Raw genomic sequence first — 17,845 nt, 5'->3', positions numbered from 1 at the left:
TCATGAACAAGATGCCAGCCCATGTCACCGACTTTGCCGCAGGTCCGGTTGAAGCCGTGGTTCGCGACATCACTGACCCAGCAATCGTCGAGGCTCCTTACCGCAGCCAAACTTGGCGCCATTTCACCAACCCGCAGAAGAATTTCACTGCCGGAGTCTGGGAGGCCGGCTCCCACAAAGAGCTTTGCGATTGCGACTACGACGAACTCTGCCACATTCTCGAAGGCAACGTTCGACTGACTGATGCCGAAGGAGTGAGCAGAGACTTTGGACCTGGAAGCACCTTCGTGGTGGCGGCCGGATTCAAGGGCACCTGGGAGAATCTTTCGGAAGTACGAAAGGTATACGTGATCCTGGGTGCGTGAGCCTTGCACGATAAGGAGCCCCTTCCTGCTCCTTATCGCCACTCAGGAGAAGCCAGCTATTCACGCAGCCTCTCAGCCTCACGACTGCCCAAGCCGATGCGTTAGCTTCCATATTGCCGGCAGTGAAAAGCTTCTAGCGCTGCACATTTATGGGTTTACGCGCGACCCGACCACGTTGCGCTCTTGCATTGGGCCAGGCCGATAAAACACAACAGGAATCAGTACATGGAATATCGAGTGAACTATCTGGCTGAACCAGCCGCCTTAACTGCGGATTGGTGGTCCCCGACGTGGCAACAGGCCAAAGTGATCACTATCGACCAGTTTCGCCAGGAAAGCACCCATCACCGGCCTATTACCGAGGCCAAGCTGCTCTATAGCGCTGCCGGCATTCACGGCATCTTTCGCGTCCAGGATCGCTATGTACGCTGCGTACACACCCAGTTTCAGGACCGGGTGTGCAAGGACAGTTGCGTTGAAGTTTACTTTCACCCCAAAGCCGGGCAGCGAGAACGCAATGGCTACTTGAGTCTGGAGATAAGTGGTAATGGCACCCTGCTCAGCTACTACATTACCAACGCCGAGCGGGTGCCGACCGGCTTCAAGGAGTTCGTTAAGCTGACTCCAGAGCAAGGGAAGCAAGTGGCTATTCGTACAACCTTGCCCCCTGTTGTAGAACCTGAACTGAGCGAACCTACCGAGTGGTCATTGCAGTTCTTTTTGCCCTTCAGCTTACTCGAAGAGTACGTCGGGCCGTTGGGCTTGCCGGCCGGGCAGGCCTGGCGCTGCAATCTGTTCAAATGTGCCGATGAGAGCTCACACCCTCATTGGGCCTCATGGCAGCCGGTGCCGGAACTCAACTTCCATATGCCGGAAGCCTTCGGCGTGATTCGCTTCGCCTGAGCAGAGCGCGAAGGGCGTTGTCACGTTGCTGAGCGGGTCGCGTAACATGTCGTGATGAAAAAGACGGCTCTGGTGCAAATGGGTCGGCGAATCGGTTAGAGTTGTCGGAGCAAAACGAACTGATGACCCGCGATGAGCAAGCTGAAAAGTCTGGAGGAGTTGTTCGAAGGACGCCATTTTGATCGGGAGATCATCATTCTGTGTGTTCGGTGGTACCTGCGCTACAAGCTCAGCCTGCGCGATCTGGTGGAGATGATGGCCGAACGGGGTTTGGCGCTGGCTCACACGACGATTTTGCGCTGGGTGAGGCGTTATACGCCCGAGTTCGTCAAACGCTGGAACCGCTTTGCCGCACCTGCGGGCCGCTCGTGGCATGTCGATGAGACCTATCTGAAGATTCGCGGCAGATGGGTCTATCTGTACCGGGCGGTGGATCAGGCTGGCCAGACGGTGGACTTCATGCTCAGGGCGCGGCGCGACGTGGCTGCGGCCAAAGCTTTTTTCAACAAAGCCATCAGGCATCAGGGCCAGTCGCCGGAGACCATCACGCTCGTCGGCTATGCGGCCGCGCACCGCGCGGTGCGCGAAATGAAGGCCGATGGTCTGCTACCCGAAGTCACGAAGGTCCGGTCCTCAAAATATCTGAATAACCTGATCGAAGTGCAACCACCGTCACATCAAATCCAGAACGAAGGTGATGCTTGGATTCAAACGGTTCAGGAGCGCCGCGACCACGATTCAGGCATCGAGTTGACGCATCGCATTCGCAAGGGCCAGCTCGATCTCGCGAAGTTCGGTCTCAAGGACGCCGCTGCGCCTGTCGTATGGAATGCGGTCCTGTCCGCTCGATAAGGTATCCTGCCTATAGGACACTCATCAATCCGCTCACCTATTTGCACCAGAGCCTGCGCAACATTGTCTGTTCCGGCTCACGCATTGCGCAAATGATGAACTACCGGAGGTGCCTGCGCTAGCCCACAGCACACGCAGCCCGAAGGCCAAACCCAACCGCCATGAAGCCAGCCTATCCGTCATTACGCCGCCACCGTCACGCCGATCAGGCGTGCGCGCGTACGCGCGTCGACGCGGCGCGGCTCAACCCGCTGCTGAACGTGATCCTCGCGTTCTGGGCGATCTGGCACTGCCGCCACGCGCGGCCTCCGCTGCGCCGCCCTGTCCCGGCTCGTTCGAGCTGAACCCCGCGCTGCGCCTTCGCGCGGCACACCCTACTTTTGTTCTTCCGCGCCGATCGCGGAGGACCTCGCACGCGCTCATGCGCAAAGAGAGACCGACATGCCATTCGCCCACGAACAGGAAGCCCTGACTTTCCTCGCCAACAATCCCGACATCGATCTGATCGAACTGTTTATCGTCGACGCCGCCGGTGTGCCGCGCGGCAAGCTGCTGCATCGCGAGGAACTGCTCGCAGTGTACCGCAGCGGCCGGCCCCTGCCGAGCGCGATCATGAACCTGACCATCAACGGCGACGACACCGAAGACAGCGGTCTCGTGTGGGACGTCGGCGACATCGATTGCCGGGCGTATCCGCTGCCGGGCAGCCTCGTGCGTCTGCCGTGGCGCAAGATGCCGACCGCCGCCGTCCAGGTGCAGATGCATCCTGTGGAAGGGCTGCCCGCGGGCGTCGCCGATCCCCGGCAACTGCTCGCGCGCATCGTCGACGATCTGCAAGCCGACGATTTCCATCCGGTGATGGCGTGCGAACTCGAGTTCTATCTGCTCGATGCGAAGCGCGATGCGCAAGGCCGTCCGCAACCAGCGCTCGATACAGACGGCGACCGTCCGCGAACGACCCAGGTGTATGGCCTGCGCGAACTCGAACAGATCGAGCCGTTCCTCAAGGACCTGTACGGCGCTTGCCGCGATCAGCAGATTCCGGTGCGCACCGCGATTTCCGAATACGCGCCCAGCCAGGTCGAAATCACGCTTGAACACGGCCCGGCACTCGAAGCGATGGATCAGGCGGTGCGCTACAAGCGCATCGTCAAGGGCGTCGCCAACGCGCACGGCATGAACGCGTGCTTCATGGCGAAGCCGTTCGCGGACATTGCCGGGTCCGGCATGCACATGCACGTCAGCCTCGCCAATGCGGCAGGCGACAACCTGTTCGCGTCCGAAGACAAAGCCGGCACGCCGCTGCTGCGTCAGGCGGTTGGCGGCATGCTGCACGGCCTGCTCGATTCGATGCTGATGTTCTGCCCGAACGCGAACTCGTATCGCCGCTTCCAGGCGAACAGCTACGCGCCGTTCACACCGACCTGGGGCGTGGATAACCGCACGGTCAGCCTGCGCGTGCCGGGCGGCCCCGCGCCGAGCCGGCATGTCGAGCATCGCGTCTGCGGCGCCGACGCGAATCCCTATCTCGCGGCGGCGGCGATTCTTGCGGCTTCGCATCACGGCATTCGCGAACGGCTCGATCCGGGCGCACCGGTCGAAGGCGACGGTTACGCGCAAGCCATCACGCTGCTGCCGACCGACTGGCTCAGCGCCCTGAACGCGCTCGAACGCTCGGACTGGGCGAAGGATGTATTCGGCGCGAAATTCCTCAAGGTGTTCCTCGCGATCAAACGCGCCGAGTACCGGCAGTTCATGGGCGAAGTCGGTGAACAGGACTGGCGCTGGTATCTGAACCAGGCTTGATCGAAACCTAATCGGGAATCCCTCATGAATACTGCACTCCGCCTGAATGCGGCTGCGCCCGAGCGCAGCCCTTCCTACTACGCCGCGACGATCCGGCACGAGACCGACTATCCGGCGCTCGAAGGCGAACAGAGCGTCGATGTCGCGATCATCGGCGGCGGCTTTACCGGCGTGGCGAGTGCGGTCGAACTCGCCGAGCGCGGGCTGAAAGTCGCGATCGTCGAGAACAACAAGATCGGCTGGGGTGCGAGCGGGCGCAACGGCGGGCAGATCACCGGCAGCCTGTCGGGCGACACCGCCATGCGCAAGCAGATGCGCGCGACGCTCGGCAACGAGGTCGACGACTTCATCTGGCATTTGCGCTGGCGTGGCCACGAGATCATCGAATCGCGGGTGCGCAAGTACGGCATCGAATGCGATCTGAAGCACGGCCATTTGCACGCGGCGATGAAGCCGGCCCATCTGCGCGAGTTGCAGGACAGCTTCGACGAAGCGCAGCGACGCGGCATGGGCGCGTCGGTCGAACTGCTCGATCGCGCGGGCGTGCAGGCGCATCTGGACAGCGATCTGTATCTGGCCGCACTGAAAAACACGCGCAACATGCACGCGCATCCGCTCGACCTGTGCATCGGCGAGGCACGCGCGGCAGAAAGTCTCGGGGCGCTGATTTACGAGCATTCCGAGGTCGTCGACATCGTGCATGGCGCTAAGCCCGCGGTCGTCACCTCGCGCGGGCGCATCCACGCGACGCAGATCCTGCTCGCGGGCGACGTCCATCACAAGCTCGAAAAGAAACAGCTCGAAGGCAAGATTTTTCCGGCGATGGGCGGCATCGTCGCCACCGAGCCGCTCGGCGAGCTGGCGCGCGAGATCAACCCGCAGGATCTGGCCGTGTACGACTGCCGCTTCGTACTCGACTACTACCGGATGACCGCCGACGGCCGCCTGCTGTTCGGCGGCGGAGCGAATTACTCAGGGCGTGAATCGCGCGATGTGGCGGCTGAATTACGGCCTTGCATCGAACGGACCTTCCCGAAGCTGACAGGCGTGAAAATTGACTTCGAGTGGACCTGCGCGATGGGGATTGTCGTGAACAGGATTCCACAGCTCGGCAAGCTGTCGGATAACGTCTGGTACTGCCAGGGTTACTCGGGCCACGGGGTGGCGACAAGCCACATCATGGGCGAAATGATGGCCGAAGCGATCACCGGCACAATCGAACGGTTCGACACCTTTGCCGCATGCCGGCATATCCGCGTACCGATGGGGCATCTGATCGGCAATCCGCTGCTGGCGGCGGGGATGTGGTACTACCAGATGCTGGAACAACTGCGCTAGTTCGACGTAGCGCAGACTGTAGATTACCGCGCCGGAAGGGCTGTGCAGTTCACGCGGGACGACAGCCCGACTCCTATCGAGACGGCAAACCAACCTGACATCAAGCATCAGGGTTACAGAACGGGGCGGACCATAGATTAGTTGTGTGAGCGATCCACATGCCCTGCCCCGATCCGCGCCGAAATGAAGGGTAACATAGCGCTTACTATCGGACCCTTCATTTGCGGACATAGCCGGATCGGCGCGGTTGGTGACCTTCCGCTGCTGCTCGAATTCGCTCGGGTCGTAGCCTTCGAGACGCGAGACCGCGTCAGCTTATCGGCATTGCTCGTGCAGTTCCGCTTCATGAAGTCTGCTGTGTATTCCGCACGCCCTGACGCGGAGTCGACACCATTCCAACGTACCGCCGCTTCCGCATCTCTTCGCCACGAGCGAAGCGGTGCGCGCGTTGCGCGCACGCATCACCACGCATGGCGCGGTGATGCGCCGCCGGCGGAGCCGGCCGGGTTCTCCAAGGGGCATCCCCTTGGAGCACCGGATAGGGAAACGGGAATGCGTCAGCATTTCCGTTTACATATCTGTCGTGCCTCGACGCACCGGGCCGAACAAATGGAGATGACGCGTAGGTGACAAGTCGATGCTAACAAGGTGTCGATAGCTGACCAAAGGGTGGTCAATCAGTGTCGAAGTGATGATCTACCGATGGCCGGACAGCGACGTATGGATGACGGTGGCGGCTGCATCGGTCATAATCGGCTCACGATCACCGATTTGACGACCGTCCATGTACGCTCCCGCCAGCATTTCCGCCGAACTCCGGGCCATCGCCGCCAGCGACCGCCGCCCGGCCGCCGCTCGCCTGCGCGATCATTTCGACGACGTGCAGGCCGCCATCGCCTCTGGTGTCCGGCGCGTTGACGTGCTGGAAATCCTCGCCCGGAACGGCCTCGTCATGACCTTCAAAACCTTCGTGCGAACCTTGGCCCGCATTCGCAAAGAACGCGGCCTCGTGCGCCGCTCGGCCGCGCCGCGCCCGGAAACTGACCCGGCAGTCAGCCAGGCGGAGGAAGCGCCGAACCCGGCAGCGGCCCGCGCACCAGCGCCCGCCAGCAACACCGCCCCAGACGCGGCGACCACGCCTCCCGCCGCGCGCGAGCGCCGCTCGATTGCGCCCGTCGGCGCGAAGCTCCCTGACGACTGGCTCACCGCACAACTCACACGCGAACAAAAGCGCCTGTTGACGCCTGAACAACGGAGTGCGCGCGCAGAAGCCGTGGTTAAAAGCCTGTGGCCCAACCCCTTCGATCCGGTGCCGCCCCAAAAGGACAACCCCGCCTGAGCGGGGTCGTCGTGATGCAACGCAAGTAAGGCGTCAGGCGGCGTCCTGCATCGCCTCGGCCGCTTCGTCGTCGCCGTCCTCGGCGTCGTCACCCTCCCACGTCGTTGGCGTGTCGCGATTGGTCAGCACTTCGGGCAGCCAGCCGCTGTCCGCGAGCCGCAATTCGGCGGCGGCTGCCGCGTCGCCCTTCTTCAGGCTCGCCAGCGGCGCGGCTGCCTCGGCCGAGACAGCCTGCGTCACCACGTCGATGATGCGCTGCTTTGAGACGTGGTTCAGGTAGCTGGCGCGGGTCGGCTTCCAGTACCCCGTCATGTCCAGCCCGAGCGTGTCGGCCAGCGTGTTCACGTGGTGCTCGGTGTCCCATCGGCTCAAGCCGTTGACTGTCGTGGCCACGCAGAACGCGAACAGGTTCGCGAGCACGTCCTCGGAACACGACAGCAGCCACGGCAGCAGGTCGCGAACCTTCGTCGGCAGCATGGCGCGCCACTTTTCGCGCTCGCCGTCGATGAACTGCCACGCCGGACTGTCGGTCATGTCGTCGGCCACGCGCAGCAGCCGCTCGTGCATCGATGTGAACTGGGCCTCAAGGGCGTCCGTCGCGCGGGCCTCGAACTGCTCCGGAAACACGCGCGGCGCCATCGCGAACATCAGGTAGGCCAGCGCGACGGTCGGCTGCTTCATCAGTTCGGCCTGCACCGCCGCCGTGCGATGCGCCGTCAGCCGTTCGCACAGCGTCTCGCCGTGCAGCGGTTTAACTTTCTCCGGCGTGAACGCTTCGGCCCCGACGACACCCGCCTCTTTCGCGGCAGCTTTTTCCTGCGGCTTGACGAGACCGCGCTCAATCTGCAGCCCGCCCGCGTAGTCGAGCCACAGATACGCGCCCGCGCGTGCCTTCTGTTCGTCCGTCCACGCGTTGCGCCGTTCTACGTAGGCGTCAACCGCCGCATCGGCGTCCTGCGCGGCCGCCTCCAGCGCTTCGCGCTTCGCGTCGTCCTCTTGCTCGTCCTCCGCGTCGTAGTAGGCGTCGAGCGCCGCCTGCGCTTCGTCGCGCACCTTTTCGAGCTTGCGGAACTCGGCCTTTTCCTTGCGCGTGAATTCCCGATGCTCGGGACGCAAACGGCCATATTTCGCCAGTTGCAGTGAATCGCGTTGCACGTTGATTTCGAGCCATGACCAGCCCTCCGCGCCGATGTCGACCGCGATCGCACTGAGCTTTTCGAGCGCCAGTCGATTCAGCAATTCGAGGTCGTTGATATAACCGTTGTTCTTCGCGTCGCTGAACAGATCGCGACGCACATAGCCGCCGGCGGCCTCGTAACCATCCAGCCCGACGAAAGCGACGAGTGGGTTGTCGTTGGCGCTCGTTTCCTCCTGTGTGATGACGGCGCGAATCTGCGACGGCGTGCGCTGCCACGACTGCTTCGCGTCGAACCAGATGCGCCCCTGCTGTTCATGGTTGTCGCTCAACGCGAGCGCGCACACCTGTTCGTAGGTCATGCCGTCATCGCGGAACACGTCGATCAGCTTCGGTGACACGTTCGCCAGCTTCAGCGCGCGTCGCACGTCCCGCTCTGCGACGCTGAAGCGCGCTGCGATATCCCCGATGGAGCGCCCCTCCGCGACCAGTTGCCTGAATGCGTCGCACTGATCGGCCACGTGCATATCCTCGCGTTCCGCGTTCTCGATCAGCGACGTCGCCAACGCTTCGCCCTCCGACACGATGCGAACCGGGATCAAGTCGCCGTCCTTCGCGCGGCCTTCGCTCTTGAGCAAGTCCAGCGCAGCCAGTCGGCGCTGGCCGGCACAGACGCCGTGATGCTCCCGTTCGCCGTCGATGACATGCACGACAAGGTTTTGCAACAGGCCGCTGACTGCGATGTCCTCGGCCAGTTCGCGAATGCGGGTGGGTGGCTTCTTGCGGACGTTGCGCGGCGACACGCGTAGCGTGCCGAGCGGCACGTACTGGATCGGCGCGAAGGCCTCGAGCGCGGGAACTGCGTTCGTTGCGATTTCAATCACGGTTTTCTCCGGTAAATGGCCGCTGCGAAGTGCATGGCCTAGCTTCAATATTAGGCCTTATAGGCCTTTAATTCAACATATATATTTGCACGTTAGGCCTTTTTGGCCTATTATTTTAATTAGGCCGAGCCTCCTGCCCTGGCCGCTTACCGGAGAAATACCGTGGAACAAAATGTTGTGGAAATCCACTCGGAACTGGTCGTCGAGGAACAGCGCATGCACTTTCTGCCGCATTACTTCGGCATGCGCTACCTGCATGGCGAGAGCTACGTGTTCGAGTGGGCGCGTCGGCTCTGCCGCACGTACAACGGCGGACACTGGCAGTTCTTCCGCCTGTCCAACGGCGGCTTCTATCTCGCGCCGGAGATCGCCGCACCGGTGTCGGTATGCTGGCACCTGAACAGCTACGCGGGCGAGATGGGCATCGAAGCGTTCGGGATCGTCGTCACGCTGTTCGCGCTGTGCCATATGGCGGAAACCTTCGGAGAGGAAGTCCATATCGAGCGTTACCATTTGCTGCGCGAGTTCGCGGCACACCATCCGGAACACCGGGAGATTTTCCGGGCGATCGATTAACCGATAATAGAGCGCCCGGTCTCGCGACCGGGCGTCCGCAGTGCGCTGGCGTCGCATCCATCGACACTCGTTCCTGCAAGCCCGGGGGCAACGGATCGCCGCGGGTTCGCGCGCGCCGTCGCGCCCGAATCGAGGGACACGGGGACCCACGCGTAGCGTGGGGAGAGGCCCGGCCCGAAGCGAAGCGCAGGGACGATTCGGTGAGGCCTGGGCGGCCCACCCGGGGTCGTCAAGCTCGCCCCGCGATCGCGAAGTGATCGCGGGGCGAGCGTGTTTCCCCCACGGCGTCAGCCGTGGGGGCTGGATTGGCAGGTCCCGGTCGCAAGACCGGGGCTGTAAAAGGGGGGCATGTGAGCAAGAAATACCTCGCCGCGGCGAGCGAACTGGCAGGTACCGGGCTCGGCCTGGCCGTCGCCTATCAGGCCATTCGCTTCTGCCAGGGCACGATCGGCGCGCCGATCGTCGACCAGGTCATCCAGCATTTCGCCATGCCGCTGGCGACAGCCATTGAACAGGCACTCGGCGTCACGCTGATTCAGACGAACCCCGGCTCGCCAATCTCTACGTGGCGACGCAGGCGTGGCTCCGGAAGGGAATCTACTCCTTGTTCGGAATTTTCGTGCGGCGGCTTCTCGGCCTCCTCGTGCAGGCATGCGCAGCGCCGCCGCCCGGATCTACGCAGTCGGCCTCGATCCGTATTGCGACGAAGTGCAGGCCGCCCGCGCCGAAGCGGAGCGCCGGGCACGGAATAAAGCCACGTGCGATCGTGGCCGCGAACTCCGGCGCAAGCTGCGGGAAACCGAGCAACTGCGTTCCGGATTCAGCGTCGCTACGCTGGACACGGGCATCATCATCGGCATGTTTTTTTTAACGACGTACAAGTGAAACCATGAGTCCCACCACCCATCTCGAAATTCGACGCGAGTGCCTGCAGCCTGCGCTGTACTGGAGCCGCCCGACAGGTGCCGAAATTCAAGAGATCGTACGGCGCGCCGGCATGAGCGGCCGCAAGGCCGAGGCGTACCTAGGACTCTCTGGCAAAAGCGATGGCCGGCAGATTCGCAAATGGATCAGCCAGGAAAGCTTGATCCCGTATGCCGCGTGGGCGTTGCTTTGCGACGCCGCGGGCCTCGGCCAGATTTGGCGGATCAACAGTGACGCGCTCTGACGAGGTAGTCGCGTCTGCTTCGCGCCGACCTACTAATCGATCAGCCGTCTGAGAGCCGCCCGACAAAGGAGCAACAAGATGAGTGCAAGCACCGCCCCCTTCCTCGATCCGGTTGATGATGGCATTTCCTCCGAGCGACGCGACGAGATCCGCAAGCTCGTCGACGCGAAATATCTGGTCGACGAGCTTGCCCGGAGCGGCCCGGCCGGCCGCCGCCTGACACGCGCTTTCCACGACGGCGCCTACGGCCCGCGGTACGGTTCGGAATTCCTCCGTACCGCCTTGCCGTTCAGCGACCTCGAGTTCCGAGGTGACGCCGTCGGCTATCAAATCGACAGTGAAGCCTCTTCGCGTTGGTGACGTGGAACGCTTGTCGAGTCCTTTACCACCCGTTGCCGAACAGGCCCGCATCGGCGCGCGCGTTGAAGGGCTGCGCCGACTATGCGCGGACCTGCGCGAACGCCTAATCGCACGCCAGACCTGCCAGGCCCGTTTCGCCGAGGCCCTGGTCGAACAGGCGACGTCGACTGCGCCAGTGATGGAGCACGGACGACCGGGCAGCGGCCGTGGGCGGGCTGCGCCGGAGCGGTCCGTTGCTCTTGATAACCCGCTGTTATCAAGAGTATCGTCGGGACGTGATCCGGAGCGTCCCATGGACTATCGCGTCAGCGACGAACATAGCTTCAGGACCTCGCCCGACGCGTTCGTCGCGCAGGTCGCCTCGCAGCTCGTCACCGGCGTGCCGGCCACCGTGCCGCGCGCGCTGCTGCCTGAGTTCATTGCGGCCCTGATTTGCGAGCGTTCGCCGGACATTGGCCGGATCCGCCACCTGCGGCTGCTGTGAGCCCGCCATGCTGCCGACTCCGCCGACGCCCTCGCTGCCCGCGACGCCCGACGGCGAACGCCGCCTGACCGCCGCGCAGTTCCACGCCCTCGCGGCCGTGCCGCCCGAGGCCGAGTGGTTCGCCAATCTCGACAACCCACACACGCGGCGCGCATACCGCGCCGACCTGCACGAGTTCATGGCCTTCACCGGCATTGTGCGGCCCGCGGAATTCCGCACCGTCACGCGCGCGCACGTGCTCGCGTGGCGCGCCACGCTCGAGGGCCGCGCGCTCACCGGCGCCACGATCCGCCGCAAGCTCGCCGCGCTGTCGTCGCTGTTCAACTACCTGTGCGAGCAGAACGCGGTCGACACCAATCCGGTGAAGGGCGCGAAGCGCCCGAAGCTCGATAGCCACGAGGGCAAGACGCCGGCGCTCGGCGACCATCAGGCCCGCGCGCTGCTCGACGCACCCGATGCCACCACGCTGAAAGGCCGGCGCGATCGCGCGCTGCTGTCGGTGCTGCTCTATCACGGCCTGCGCCGTGAGGAGGTCTGCCGGCTGTTGGTGCGCGACGTGCACGCGCGCCGCGGCGTGCTGCACCTGCGCGTGCACGGCAAAGGGAACAAGCTCCGTGACCTGCCGCTGCATCCGGGTACCGCCGAACGGATTCACGCGTATCTGGAAGCGGCCGGCCATGGCGGCACGCCAGCCGCGCCGTTGTTCCAGCCGGCGAAGCGCCGTCATGGCCAGCCCGCCGGCGCAGCGATCACCCCCGACGGCATCTACAAGGTCGTGTGCGCGTATGCGACGCAAGCGAAGATCGCGGTCGAGGGACTCGGCGTGCACGGCCTGCGCGCGACGGCGGCCACCAACGCGCTCGATCACGAGGCCGACATCGCGAAGGTGCAGGAATGGCTCGGTCACGCGAACATCGCCACCACCCGCCTCTATGACCGGCGCCGGAGCCGCCCCGAGGACTCGCCGACCTTCAAGGTCGCGTACTAGACGGGGTGCCGTCAAGCAACGGATTTTTTCGTTCGCGTGCGACGTAAAGTCGCGCTAGTCGAGATGCGCGGCGAGCCGAAGTGACTTGATCGGGCTTGCGATCGAGTCACGCCGATCCAGGAACTGCACCGAATCCGGGTGCCAAGCCGCGGACCGAGGCGATGAGGGGCAGTAGACAACCCACAGCAGCCAGTCAGCCTTCGCGATAGCGGACCTAAAATTCCCATGCGCGCTGCCTTTCAGGGCGCATGCACGACGCCAATCGTCCCGGACGCGGCGCGGCTTCCCGTCGCGTCCATTCAATATAATTCATGATGTTTCGACATTTCATGCGCGATATGCATGTATCCGTACAAGGAGTTTAGATGACGCTTGCCCAGTTGCAGGCACTTGCCGCTGTGGTCGAGCTCGGCTCGCTTACGGCAGCCGCCGACCGGCTCAGTCGCAGTCAGTCTGCAATCAGTCATGCCTTGACCGAACTGGAGGACATCACGTAGGTCAAGCTGCTTATGCGTGACCGGCAGCCGGTCGTGTTGACTGCAGCCGGTGAACGTCTATGGCCGTACGTCCGGAACGTGGTGCGGGAGGCGCAGACGCTGCGCCAGCAGTTCAGCCTGTCGCGTGGCAAGCTCGAAGGGCTCCGTAGCTAGGTTGAGTCGGACGCCAACAGGTGCCGAGGCGCTCAGTCTACTTGCTCGGCTACGAGATTCTCACCGCACTCGATCACCCGAATCGGGAATAAATGAACAGTTTCCGCGATGGCAAATCGCTGCGGAAGCAACTTCTCAGCCCAACCGAGCAAGGCCCCAAACGCGAACGCTGCGAATGGATTTGAGCGGATCGCCTTGGCAGAAAACTTATCTCCAAACGCCGAAACCGCCATCCACCACTGGTCAAACCGCCAAGTCCTACTCGAACCCGAAGTGTTTGCGGTGCCAGGCCAGGTAAGGTGCGTTCCGGGGGTGTACAGATCGCAATCGATCCGCTTGAACAAGTTCAGCGAGCCCAGCCCCGGCCTTGAACAGCACCGTTCCGTCATTCTGAAAGGCGATCAACCCACTGTCGAAAAGGCGGTCGATGTTGGCCGACAGCAGCAGCCCGTTGTATTCGTCCAGGCACTCGGTCACGGTGTCGCACAGGGCAAACGGGCGCGCGTGCGAGGCAATTAGGACCTCCTCGATAGCGCATCCCGTCAGGGCGCACCGAGCGTCCCACAAGCGCAGCATCCGCTTCCGATAGCCGCCCTGTCCGATCCGGGCATTGCCAAGCGCCACGAGCACAGGAGGCGGCAAGTCTTGGAATCGAGGGTCCCGGTGGATGGCAGCAATATCCGCGATGAGCGTTGCTGGCGCCTCGGGCGGATCGGATGACGGCTCAGGGGGAACAGAAGCAGGCTCGACAGGTGCGGGCGCGGGTGGCTGCGAAACAGTCTGGGCAACGTAGTCACAGAACGCCTTGACTATCTTGCACAGCGCGGGCCCCAAAGCGGCCGGGGGCAATTCCTCCAAATCATCGAGGTAGATCACGTGTCGAATGCCGCGCAGCGTAGTGTCCTTTTCCGCAAGCTGCGAACGCCAGTTGCCTCGTGGGCTCTCGTTGGGGTACCAGGTACCGGCCTTTCCCGCCTTGCCGGCATACTCGAACGGCTGGGCTAGCATCGCATCGTAGGCAACGTTGCCCTCTGGACAATACGCCCACGCCCGCAGGTAAAGTCGCGCCTCGGGACCGACGGTGAAAGGGAATTCTATGGCGATGAGCCGAATGCCGTCGCAAGGCTCCCGCAACTCCAGCCAATGAGAACGCGTCTCCGGGTAGGCCCTGGGTTTTTGCGATAGCTTTCCGAACGCGGCCAGAAGATCAGGGGAATCCTTGAAGGTTCCCTTCCACAGTTCCACGAACTCCTTCGTCGCTGCCCATTCCCGCAAGTTCATGATTCGGTTCGGTCATGACGACCGGGAATTACGATGCTTTGCAGAGTAACGAATTACTCATACGAAGCCAAGCCAGTGGATTCGCCAATGACTGGGGCAGGCAGCGACGTTGCTGGACGTTGCGCTTCAAGCTTTTCGCGGAGACGCTGTAAACTGTTGAGTCCCCGTCGGTTCATAGCGTATCGAGACAACGACGTCATCCGATCGGTGGAGCACGCTCTCCCCGCCCCGGACTGCTGGTCGTATGGCCGTCTCCCGGTCAACCGCCGATCGTCGGCGAAGGGCGCTTCCTTTCCTGCTTGAGTCGGTGAGCGGCCGTTATACGCTCGCATGTCGACACAGACCGCGCGCTAGGCTGACGGACAGCTCAGTCGATTGCGGGCGCTTAGCGCTACCGTCCTCGGGTTCGATTTTGCGAGACACCGTATTCGACACCGGCACTCGCCGACACAAAATTTCTCCTCCTGATCAATGCGTTAAACATTTTTTGGCGAAAATTTCACGATTACCCACAGCGATCGATTAGGCGAGGCGACGATCGTACGATCGGGGTAGCAGTTGAGTGTGGGTGTTGCGGTTGACGGCGTTGACGATCAGTACGAGCGCGATGCCGTGCGCCTCGGTCATGAGCGGGCGCTCTGAACTAGGACACGCCCGATCGCCCCCGCAACGGGGCCGATGGCTGTTAGTAGAGAGGTCAAATTGCGGCGATCTTGTTCCGGCCGGTTGCCTTCGCGTTGTACAACGCCTCGTCCGCCGCCTTGATTATCGCGCCCGCCTCACCATCCTGATCCGGCGTCCAGCTCGCGAGGCCGATGCTGGCGGTCACGCGCCCGAATTCGCTGCCCGCGTGCTCGATTGCCAATTCGTTGATGGCGGCACGGATTTGCTCGGCAATCGTCGCGGCCCCCGTCATCGGCGTATTCGGCAGCAACACGACGAACTCCTCCCCACCATAGCGAGCTGCACAGTCGCCGGGGCGACGGATGTTCTCGCCAATGCAGCGCGCGACGGCGGCCAGCGCATCGTCGCCGGCCTGGTGGCCATAGGTGTCGTTGTAGGCCTTGAAGCGGTCGACATCGACAAACAGCAGGGAGAACACGGAACGTGCCCGGCGCGCCCGGCGCCACTCCTTGTCCAGGATCTCTCCGAAGGTCCGGCGATTGTTGAGCCCGGTGAGGCCGTCGGTGCGCGCAAGCATCAAGAGCTCCGATTCCGCCCGCATCCGCCGCCGCAACTGCGCACTCAGCACGATCGACAGCGCAATGAAGCCTGCGCCGAACGCCACGACCAGTGCGCCGATCGTCACCGCGCGGCGCCGCCACGCTGCATAAATATCCTGCTCGGCTTCCGCAACCATGATGATCAGCGGCAGACCCGGCAGGTTCTTGAAGTAGTAGAGACGGCGCACACCATCGATCGACGCCGTTTCCGAAAAACTCCCTTCTGGCGCGGACACAAAGCGCCGGAACGTACTCGCTTTGCTGATGTCGCGGCCGATCGTGCGCACGTCGTACGGCTGGCGCATGACCATGATGCCGTCCTTGCCGATCAGTGACATCGAGCCATGCGGGCCGAGCGCCAGGCCGGCGAATAGCTTGTGGAAATACTCGAGGTTGATCGCGATCACCACGATGCCCGCAAATGAGCCGTCCGGATTTGAGAGCCGGCGCGACAGTGCAATGCTGGGGGCGCCACCGCGCAGGCGGGACGAGTACGGATCGCTGATGTAGAGTCCCAAGTCCCGGTGGTCGCGGTGGAGCGTGAAATACGTCCGATCCGCAAAGTTGCCCTGGCGCGGCATGTCATTTGCCGAATCAAGGATGATGTTGCCTGCGGCGTCGATCACTAGCATCGAGCCGAGGAATTGGGCGGTCATCGCATGGTCGAACAGTACACCGCGCCGCAAGGACGGCGGGGCGGCCATCACGTCGGGGCGTTGCATACCCTGAATCACTGCCTGCAACGACAGATCGTAGAGCTCGAAATTGCGCGCGATGTCGCGCTCGGCCATCAGCCCGAGATTGCGCGAGGTTTCGCGCGCGCGGTCGAGCGCGTCCTGCCTACTCTGGAATAGTTGCAACACGCACAGGCCCATCAGCGCGCCGGCGATCACGATGCCGATCACCACGACGTAGTAAGGTGCCACCGACCGGTGTTGCATGGGACTCCTCGCTGACTGAATTAATTCGAAATACACATGTTTCCCGGCGCCTGAGGCGCCGTGAAAATCATAATGGATCTGGATTCCGGATACTAAAAAGGGAACTATCCGCATGCAATCGCGAGTTGCCCGAAGCGGATGCTTCTGCGGCGGAGGTACTTGACCCATATCTGTGGACGCCGACTCCGTTTTGATCCAGATGCCGTGATTTACCTGAACCGGCCGGATGTCGGCGTCATCCTGGAATGGTCGGCATTTGCGACCTGACCGATCGGATCATCGGCTCCTCGGCAACCGGTTCATTCTGGCGTCGGCAGCAACACGTCATATCTGGTCTTTCCTGTTTCCCTAGTTTGGCGGGACATCATCATTCTGTGTGAACACGACCAGCTCATGAGGTGCTCCTGGCCGACACAACAGCGAGAAGAAGCCACCGGTCGCTCGCGGGTGCGGCACGAACGCGAGAGCGGGCTCACCTTCCGCGAACGTGGGGTCAATTAAGGTGCCGTCGGAGTTGCGTACGAGTGAATGCGCGATGAAGCGCACCGGCGCGCCGTCCAGCTCGAGGGCGAGCCACCCGCGCACGGCCTGCGCTCCCGTATGTGTGGCAATCCATGCGTCGACGGCATCGTGACAGTTCGGCCGTGGTGTCACTACGGGCCGCACGTGTTGAATCGTGCGTGCCCGCCGTGCAGCAGCAAGGCCATCGATGAGTGCGACGGCCAGATGCTCGTTTCCGATCGGGTGCGTATGCGAGACGCGAGCGCTCATGTCGTCCAATTTCATTTGTGTTTTCCTAGTGAATTTCGTGTTGACGCGCGTCGATCTCGAGCGGCGCCTGCTCGTATCCGAATTCTGCTATCTGCTGTAAATACGTATGTAGGAACGCCGCGATTGATCCCGCGACTTCGTACTGATGTACGTGCCGGAATTCATGGGTGAGCAATCGCCGAGTATCATGGCCGTGAACAACAAAGACCGCGTGGCCCAATGTCAGGCCCACCATGTTTGGCCCCAGCAGCCCCGTGTCCAATGCAACGCTGCGGAGCATTGGATCGACGGGTAGCGGCAAGCTGGGTACAACGGCGACCCGGATCAGTTCAGGCAACTGTACACCGACCGCTTGTGCGTCCGAGATACATTGTGGCGGAAGAGATGCGCCGTTCCGAAGAACAAGATTCGATTGCTGTTCCGCCCAAGCAATCGCTCCGGGCAGAATCGAGGGTAGCACTGCGCCGAGGTCTATCATGGTGTCCAATCCTTTTCTGTTTTCCTTGATTAGCAGTACCGGTCTCGGCTATTCCCTTACCGCTTCCCGATGGCCTTGACCGCCCAAGCTTTGGCAACGCCGACGATCGTCGACTTACGCTCCGCTTTCTCCTCGCGACGCTCAGTGACGATCTCGGTACAGGTATCGATGCATTCATCGCAAATCGCCGCATCCGCGATGCCTCGGACGAGCAAAGCGGCAACATGCTGGCTCTTCCCGCAAAAGTCGCAAAGCAAAACGTTGTTGGCGCTTTTCATCGTGTACCTTGCGTTTTCCTATCAA

19 protein-coding genes and 1 pseudogene are annotated in these 17,845 nt (G+C 62.5%); 14 read left to right on the top strand and 6 right to left on the bottom strand.

The window, feature by feature from the left end; translation table 11 throughout:
• Window positions 1–2: 2 nt before the first annotated feature.
• The 7 genes from G3N94_RS01495 (at window position 3) to G3N94_RS01465 (ending at window position 6,603) form a co-directional block, all read left to right on the top strand.
• On the top strand, window positions 3–365 hold the full coding sequence (locus G3N94_RS01495; RefSeq protein ID WP_205790269.1) for a cupin domain-containing protein: 363 nt from the start codon (window positions 3–5) through the stop codon (window positions 363–365).
• A 225-nt stretch (window positions 366–590) separates the two neighbouring features.
• Window positions 591–1,268, top strand: coding sequence for a carbohydrate-binding family 9-like protein (locus tag G3N94_RS01490; protein ID WP_205790267.1), 678 nt, complete (start codon window positions 591–593; stop codon window positions 1,266–1,268).
• Between the two features lie 132 nt (window positions 1,269–1,400).
• Window positions 1,401–2,120 (top strand): IS6 family transposase, encoded by a 720-nt coding sequence (locus G3N94_RS01485; RefSeq protein WP_241021494.1) that lies wholly within the window; start codon window positions 1,401–1,403, stop codon window positions 2,118–2,120.
• 161 nt (window positions 2,121–2,281) lie between these two features.
• Window positions 2,282–2,464, top strand: a complete 183-nt coding sequence (locus tag G3N94_RS01480) for a hypothetical protein (RefSeq protein WP_205790265.1) — start codon at window positions 2,282–2,284, stop codon at window positions 2,462–2,464.
• A 97-nt stretch (window positions 2,465–2,561) separates the two neighbouring features.
• Window positions 2,562–3,926, top strand: a complete 1,365-nt coding sequence (locus G3N94_RS01475; protein WP_205790264.1) for a glutamine synthetase family protein — start codon at window positions 2,562–2,564, stop codon at window positions 3,924–3,926.
• Between the two features lie 24 nt (window positions 3,927–3,950).
• Window positions 3,951–5,264: an FAD-binding oxidoreductase gene (locus tag G3N94_RS01470; protein ID WP_205790263.1), complete on the top strand. Its 1,314-nt coding sequence runs from the start codon at window positions 3,951–3,953 to the stop codon at window positions 5,262–5,264.
• Window positions 5,265–6,048: 784 nt separating this feature from the next.
• On the top strand, window positions 6,049–6,603 hold the full coding sequence (locus G3N94_RS01465) for a hypothetical protein (protein ID WP_205790262.1): 555 nt from the start codon (window positions 6,049–6,051) through the stop codon (window positions 6,601–6,603).
• Between the two features lie 33 nt (window positions 6,604–6,636).
• Here the strand turns inward: G3N94_RS01465 and G3N94_RS01460 are convergent, their stop codons facing one another.
• Window positions 6,637–8,622: a ParB/RepB/Spo0J family partition protein gene (locus tag G3N94_RS01460; RefSeq protein ID WP_205790261.1), complete on the bottom strand. Its 1,986-nt coding sequence runs from the start codon at window positions 8,620–8,622 to the stop codon at window positions 6,637–6,639.
• A gap of 162 nt (window positions 8,623–8,784) precedes the next feature.
• On the opposite strand from G3N94_RS01460, the gene G3N94_RS01455 reads away from it, so the two are divergent.
• The 7 genes and pseudogenes from G3N94_RS01455 to G3N94_RS01425 form a co-directional block, all read left to right on the top strand.
• Window positions 8,785–9,198 carry an antirestriction protein gene (locus tag G3N94_RS01455; RefSeq protein WP_346778625.1) on the top strand — a complete coding sequence of 138 codons (414 nt, stop codon included), beginning with the start codon at window positions 8,785–8,787 and terminating at the stop codon, window positions 9,196–9,198.
• A gap of 651 nt (window positions 9,199–9,849) precedes the next feature.
• A complete protein-coding gene (locus G3N94_RS01450; RefSeq protein WP_205790260.1) occupies window positions 9,850–10,083 on the top strand; it encodes a hypothetical protein in 234 nt (77 codons plus the stop codon).
• Window positions 10,084–10,087: 4 nt separating this feature from the next.
• Window positions 10,088–10,366, top strand: coding sequence for an XRE family transcriptional regulator (locus G3N94_RS01445; protein ID WP_205790258.1), 279 nt, complete (start codon window positions 10,088–10,090; stop codon window positions 10,364–10,366).
• A gap of 78 nt (window positions 10,367–10,444) precedes the next feature.
• Window positions 10,445–10,726: a hypothetical protein gene (locus G3N94_RS01440; protein WP_205790256.1), complete on the top strand. Its 282-nt coding sequence runs from the start codon at window positions 10,445–10,447 to the stop codon at window positions 10,724–10,726.
• A 292-nt stretch (window positions 10,727–11,018) separates the two neighbouring features.
• Window positions 11,019–11,210, top strand: coding sequence for a hypothetical protein (locus G3N94_RS01435; protein WP_205790254.1), 192 nt, complete (start codon window positions 11,019–11,021; stop codon window positions 11,208–11,210).
• A 7-nt stretch (window positions 11,211–11,217) separates the two neighbouring features.
• Window positions 11,218–12,198 (top strand): tyrosine-type recombinase/integrase, encoded by a 981-nt coding sequence (locus tag G3N94_RS01430; RefSeq protein WP_205790247.1) that lies wholly within the window; start codon window positions 11,218–11,220, stop codon window positions 12,196–12,198.
• Window positions 12,199–12,563: 365 nt separating this feature from the next.
• A pseudogene (locus G3N94_RS01425) lies at window positions 12,564–12,836 on the top strand (LysR family transcriptional regulator); the annotation flags it as partial.
• A gap of 270 nt (window positions 12,837–13,106) precedes the next feature.
• Here the strand turns inward: G3N94_RS01425 and G3N94_RS01420 are convergent.
• The 5 genes from G3N94_RS01420 to G3N94_RS01400 all read right to left on the bottom strand — a co-directional run bounded on the left by G3N94_RS01420 (window position 13,107) and on the right by G3N94_RS01400 (window position 17,820).
• Window positions 13,107–14,129: an HNH endonuclease signature motif containing protein gene (locus G3N94_RS01420; RefSeq protein WP_205790241.1), complete on the bottom strand. Its 1,023-nt coding sequence runs from the start codon at window positions 14,127–14,129 to the stop codon at window positions 13,107–13,109.
• Between the two features lie 697 nt (window positions 14,130–14,826).
• On the bottom strand, window positions 14,827–16,293 hold the full coding sequence (locus G3N94_RS01415; protein WP_205790239.1) for a diguanylate cyclase: 1,467 nt from the start codon (window positions 16,291–16,293) through the stop codon (window positions 14,827–14,829).
• Between the two features lie 348 nt (window positions 16,294–16,641).
• Window positions 16,642–17,079, bottom strand: a complete 438-nt coding sequence (locus tag G3N94_RS01410) for a hypothetical protein (protein WP_205790233.1) — start codon at window positions 17,077–17,079, stop codon at window positions 16,642–16,644.
• A gap of 10 nt (window positions 17,080–17,089) precedes the next feature.
• Entirely contained in the window at window positions 17,090–17,542 is a 453-nt protein-coding gene (locus G3N94_RS01405) for a hypothetical protein (protein ID WP_205790231.1), read from the bottom strand.
• A gap of 56 nt (window positions 17,543–17,598) precedes the next feature.
• Window positions 17,599–17,820, bottom strand: coding sequence for a ClpX C4-type zinc finger protein (locus tag G3N94_RS01400; protein ID WP_205790230.1), 222 nt, complete (start codon window positions 17,818–17,820; stop codon window positions 17,599–17,601).
• Window positions 17,821–17,845 lie beyond the last annotated feature (25 nt).

This window comes from Burkholderia sp. Ac-20353 (assembly GCF_017104785.1).
In the GTDB taxonomy this organism is placed as follows: Bacteria; Pseudomonadota; Gammaproteobacteria; order Burkholderiales; family Burkholderiaceae; genus Burkholderia.
This window is presented reverse-complemented; position numbering and strand designations above follow the sequence as displayed.

Bases quoted from the DNA above. Each gene is read 5' to 3' on its own strand.
- G3N94_RS01400 (WP_205790230.1), bottom strand. From the start codon at position 17,820: ATGAAAAGCGCCAACAACGTTTTGCTTTGCGACTTTTGCGGGAAGAGC.
- G3N94_RS01445 (WP_205790258.1), top strand. From the start codon at position 10,088: ATGAGTCCCACCACCCATCTCGAAATTCGACGCGAGTGCCTGCAGCCT.
- G3N94_RS01470 (WP_205790263.1), top strand. From the start codon at position 3,951: ATGAATACTGCACTCCGCCTGAATGCGGCTGCGCCCGAGCGCAGCCCT.
- G3N94_RS01480 (WP_205790265.1), top strand. From the start codon at position 2,282: ATGAAGCCAGCCTATCCGTCATTACGCCGCCACCGTCACGCCGATCAG.
- G3N94_RS01430 (WP_205790247.1), top strand. From the start codon at position 11,218: ATGCTGCCGACTCCGCCGACGCCCTCGCTGCCCGCGACGCCCGACGGC.
- G3N94_RS01485 (WP_241021494.1), top strand. From the start codon at position 1,401: ATGAGCAAGCTGAAAAGTCTGGAGGAGTTGTTCGAAGGACGCCATTTT.
- G3N94_RS01475 (WP_205790264.1), top strand. From the start codon at position 2,562: ATGCCATTCGCCCACGAACAGGAAGCCCTGACTTTCCTCGCCAACAAT.
- G3N94_RS01465 (WP_205790262.1), top strand. From the start codon at position 6,049: ATGTACGCTCCCGCCAGCATTTCCGCCGAACTCCGGGCCATCGCCGCC.
- G3N94_RS01420 (WP_205790241.1), bottom strand. From the start codon at position 14,129: ATGAACTTGCGGGAATGGGCAGCGACGAAGGAGTTCGTGGAACTGTGG.
- G3N94_RS01410 (WP_205790233.1), bottom strand. From the start codon at position 17,079: ATGAAATTGGACGACATGAGCGCTCGCGTCTCGCATACGCACCCGATC.
- G3N94_RS01450 (WP_205790260.1), top strand. From the start codon at position 9,850: ATGCGCAGCGCCGCCGCCCGGATCTACGCAGTCGGCCTCGATCCGTAT.
- G3N94_RS01415 (WP_205790239.1), bottom strand. From the start codon at position 16,293: ATGCAACACCGGTCGGTGGCACCTTACTACGTCGTGGTGATCGGCATC.
- G3N94_RS01435 (WP_205790254.1), top strand. From the start codon at position 11,019: ATGGACTATCGCGTCAGCGACGAACATAGCTTCAGGACCTCGCCCGAC.
- G3N94_RS01440 (WP_205790256.1), top strand. From the start codon at position 10,445: ATGAGTGCAAGCACCGCCCCCTTCCTCGATCCGGTTGATGATGGCATT.
- G3N94_RS01490 (WP_205790267.1), top strand. From the start codon at position 591: ATGGAATATCGAGTGAACTATCTGGCTGAACCAGCCGCCTTAACTGCG.
- G3N94_RS01405 (WP_205790231.1), bottom strand. From the start codon at position 17,542: ATGATAGACCTCGGCGCAGTGCTACCCTCGATTCTGCCCGGAGCGATT.
- G3N94_RS01495 (WP_205790269.1), top strand. From the start codon at position 3: ATGAACAAGATGCCAGCCCATGTCACCGACTTTGCCGCAGGTCCGGTT.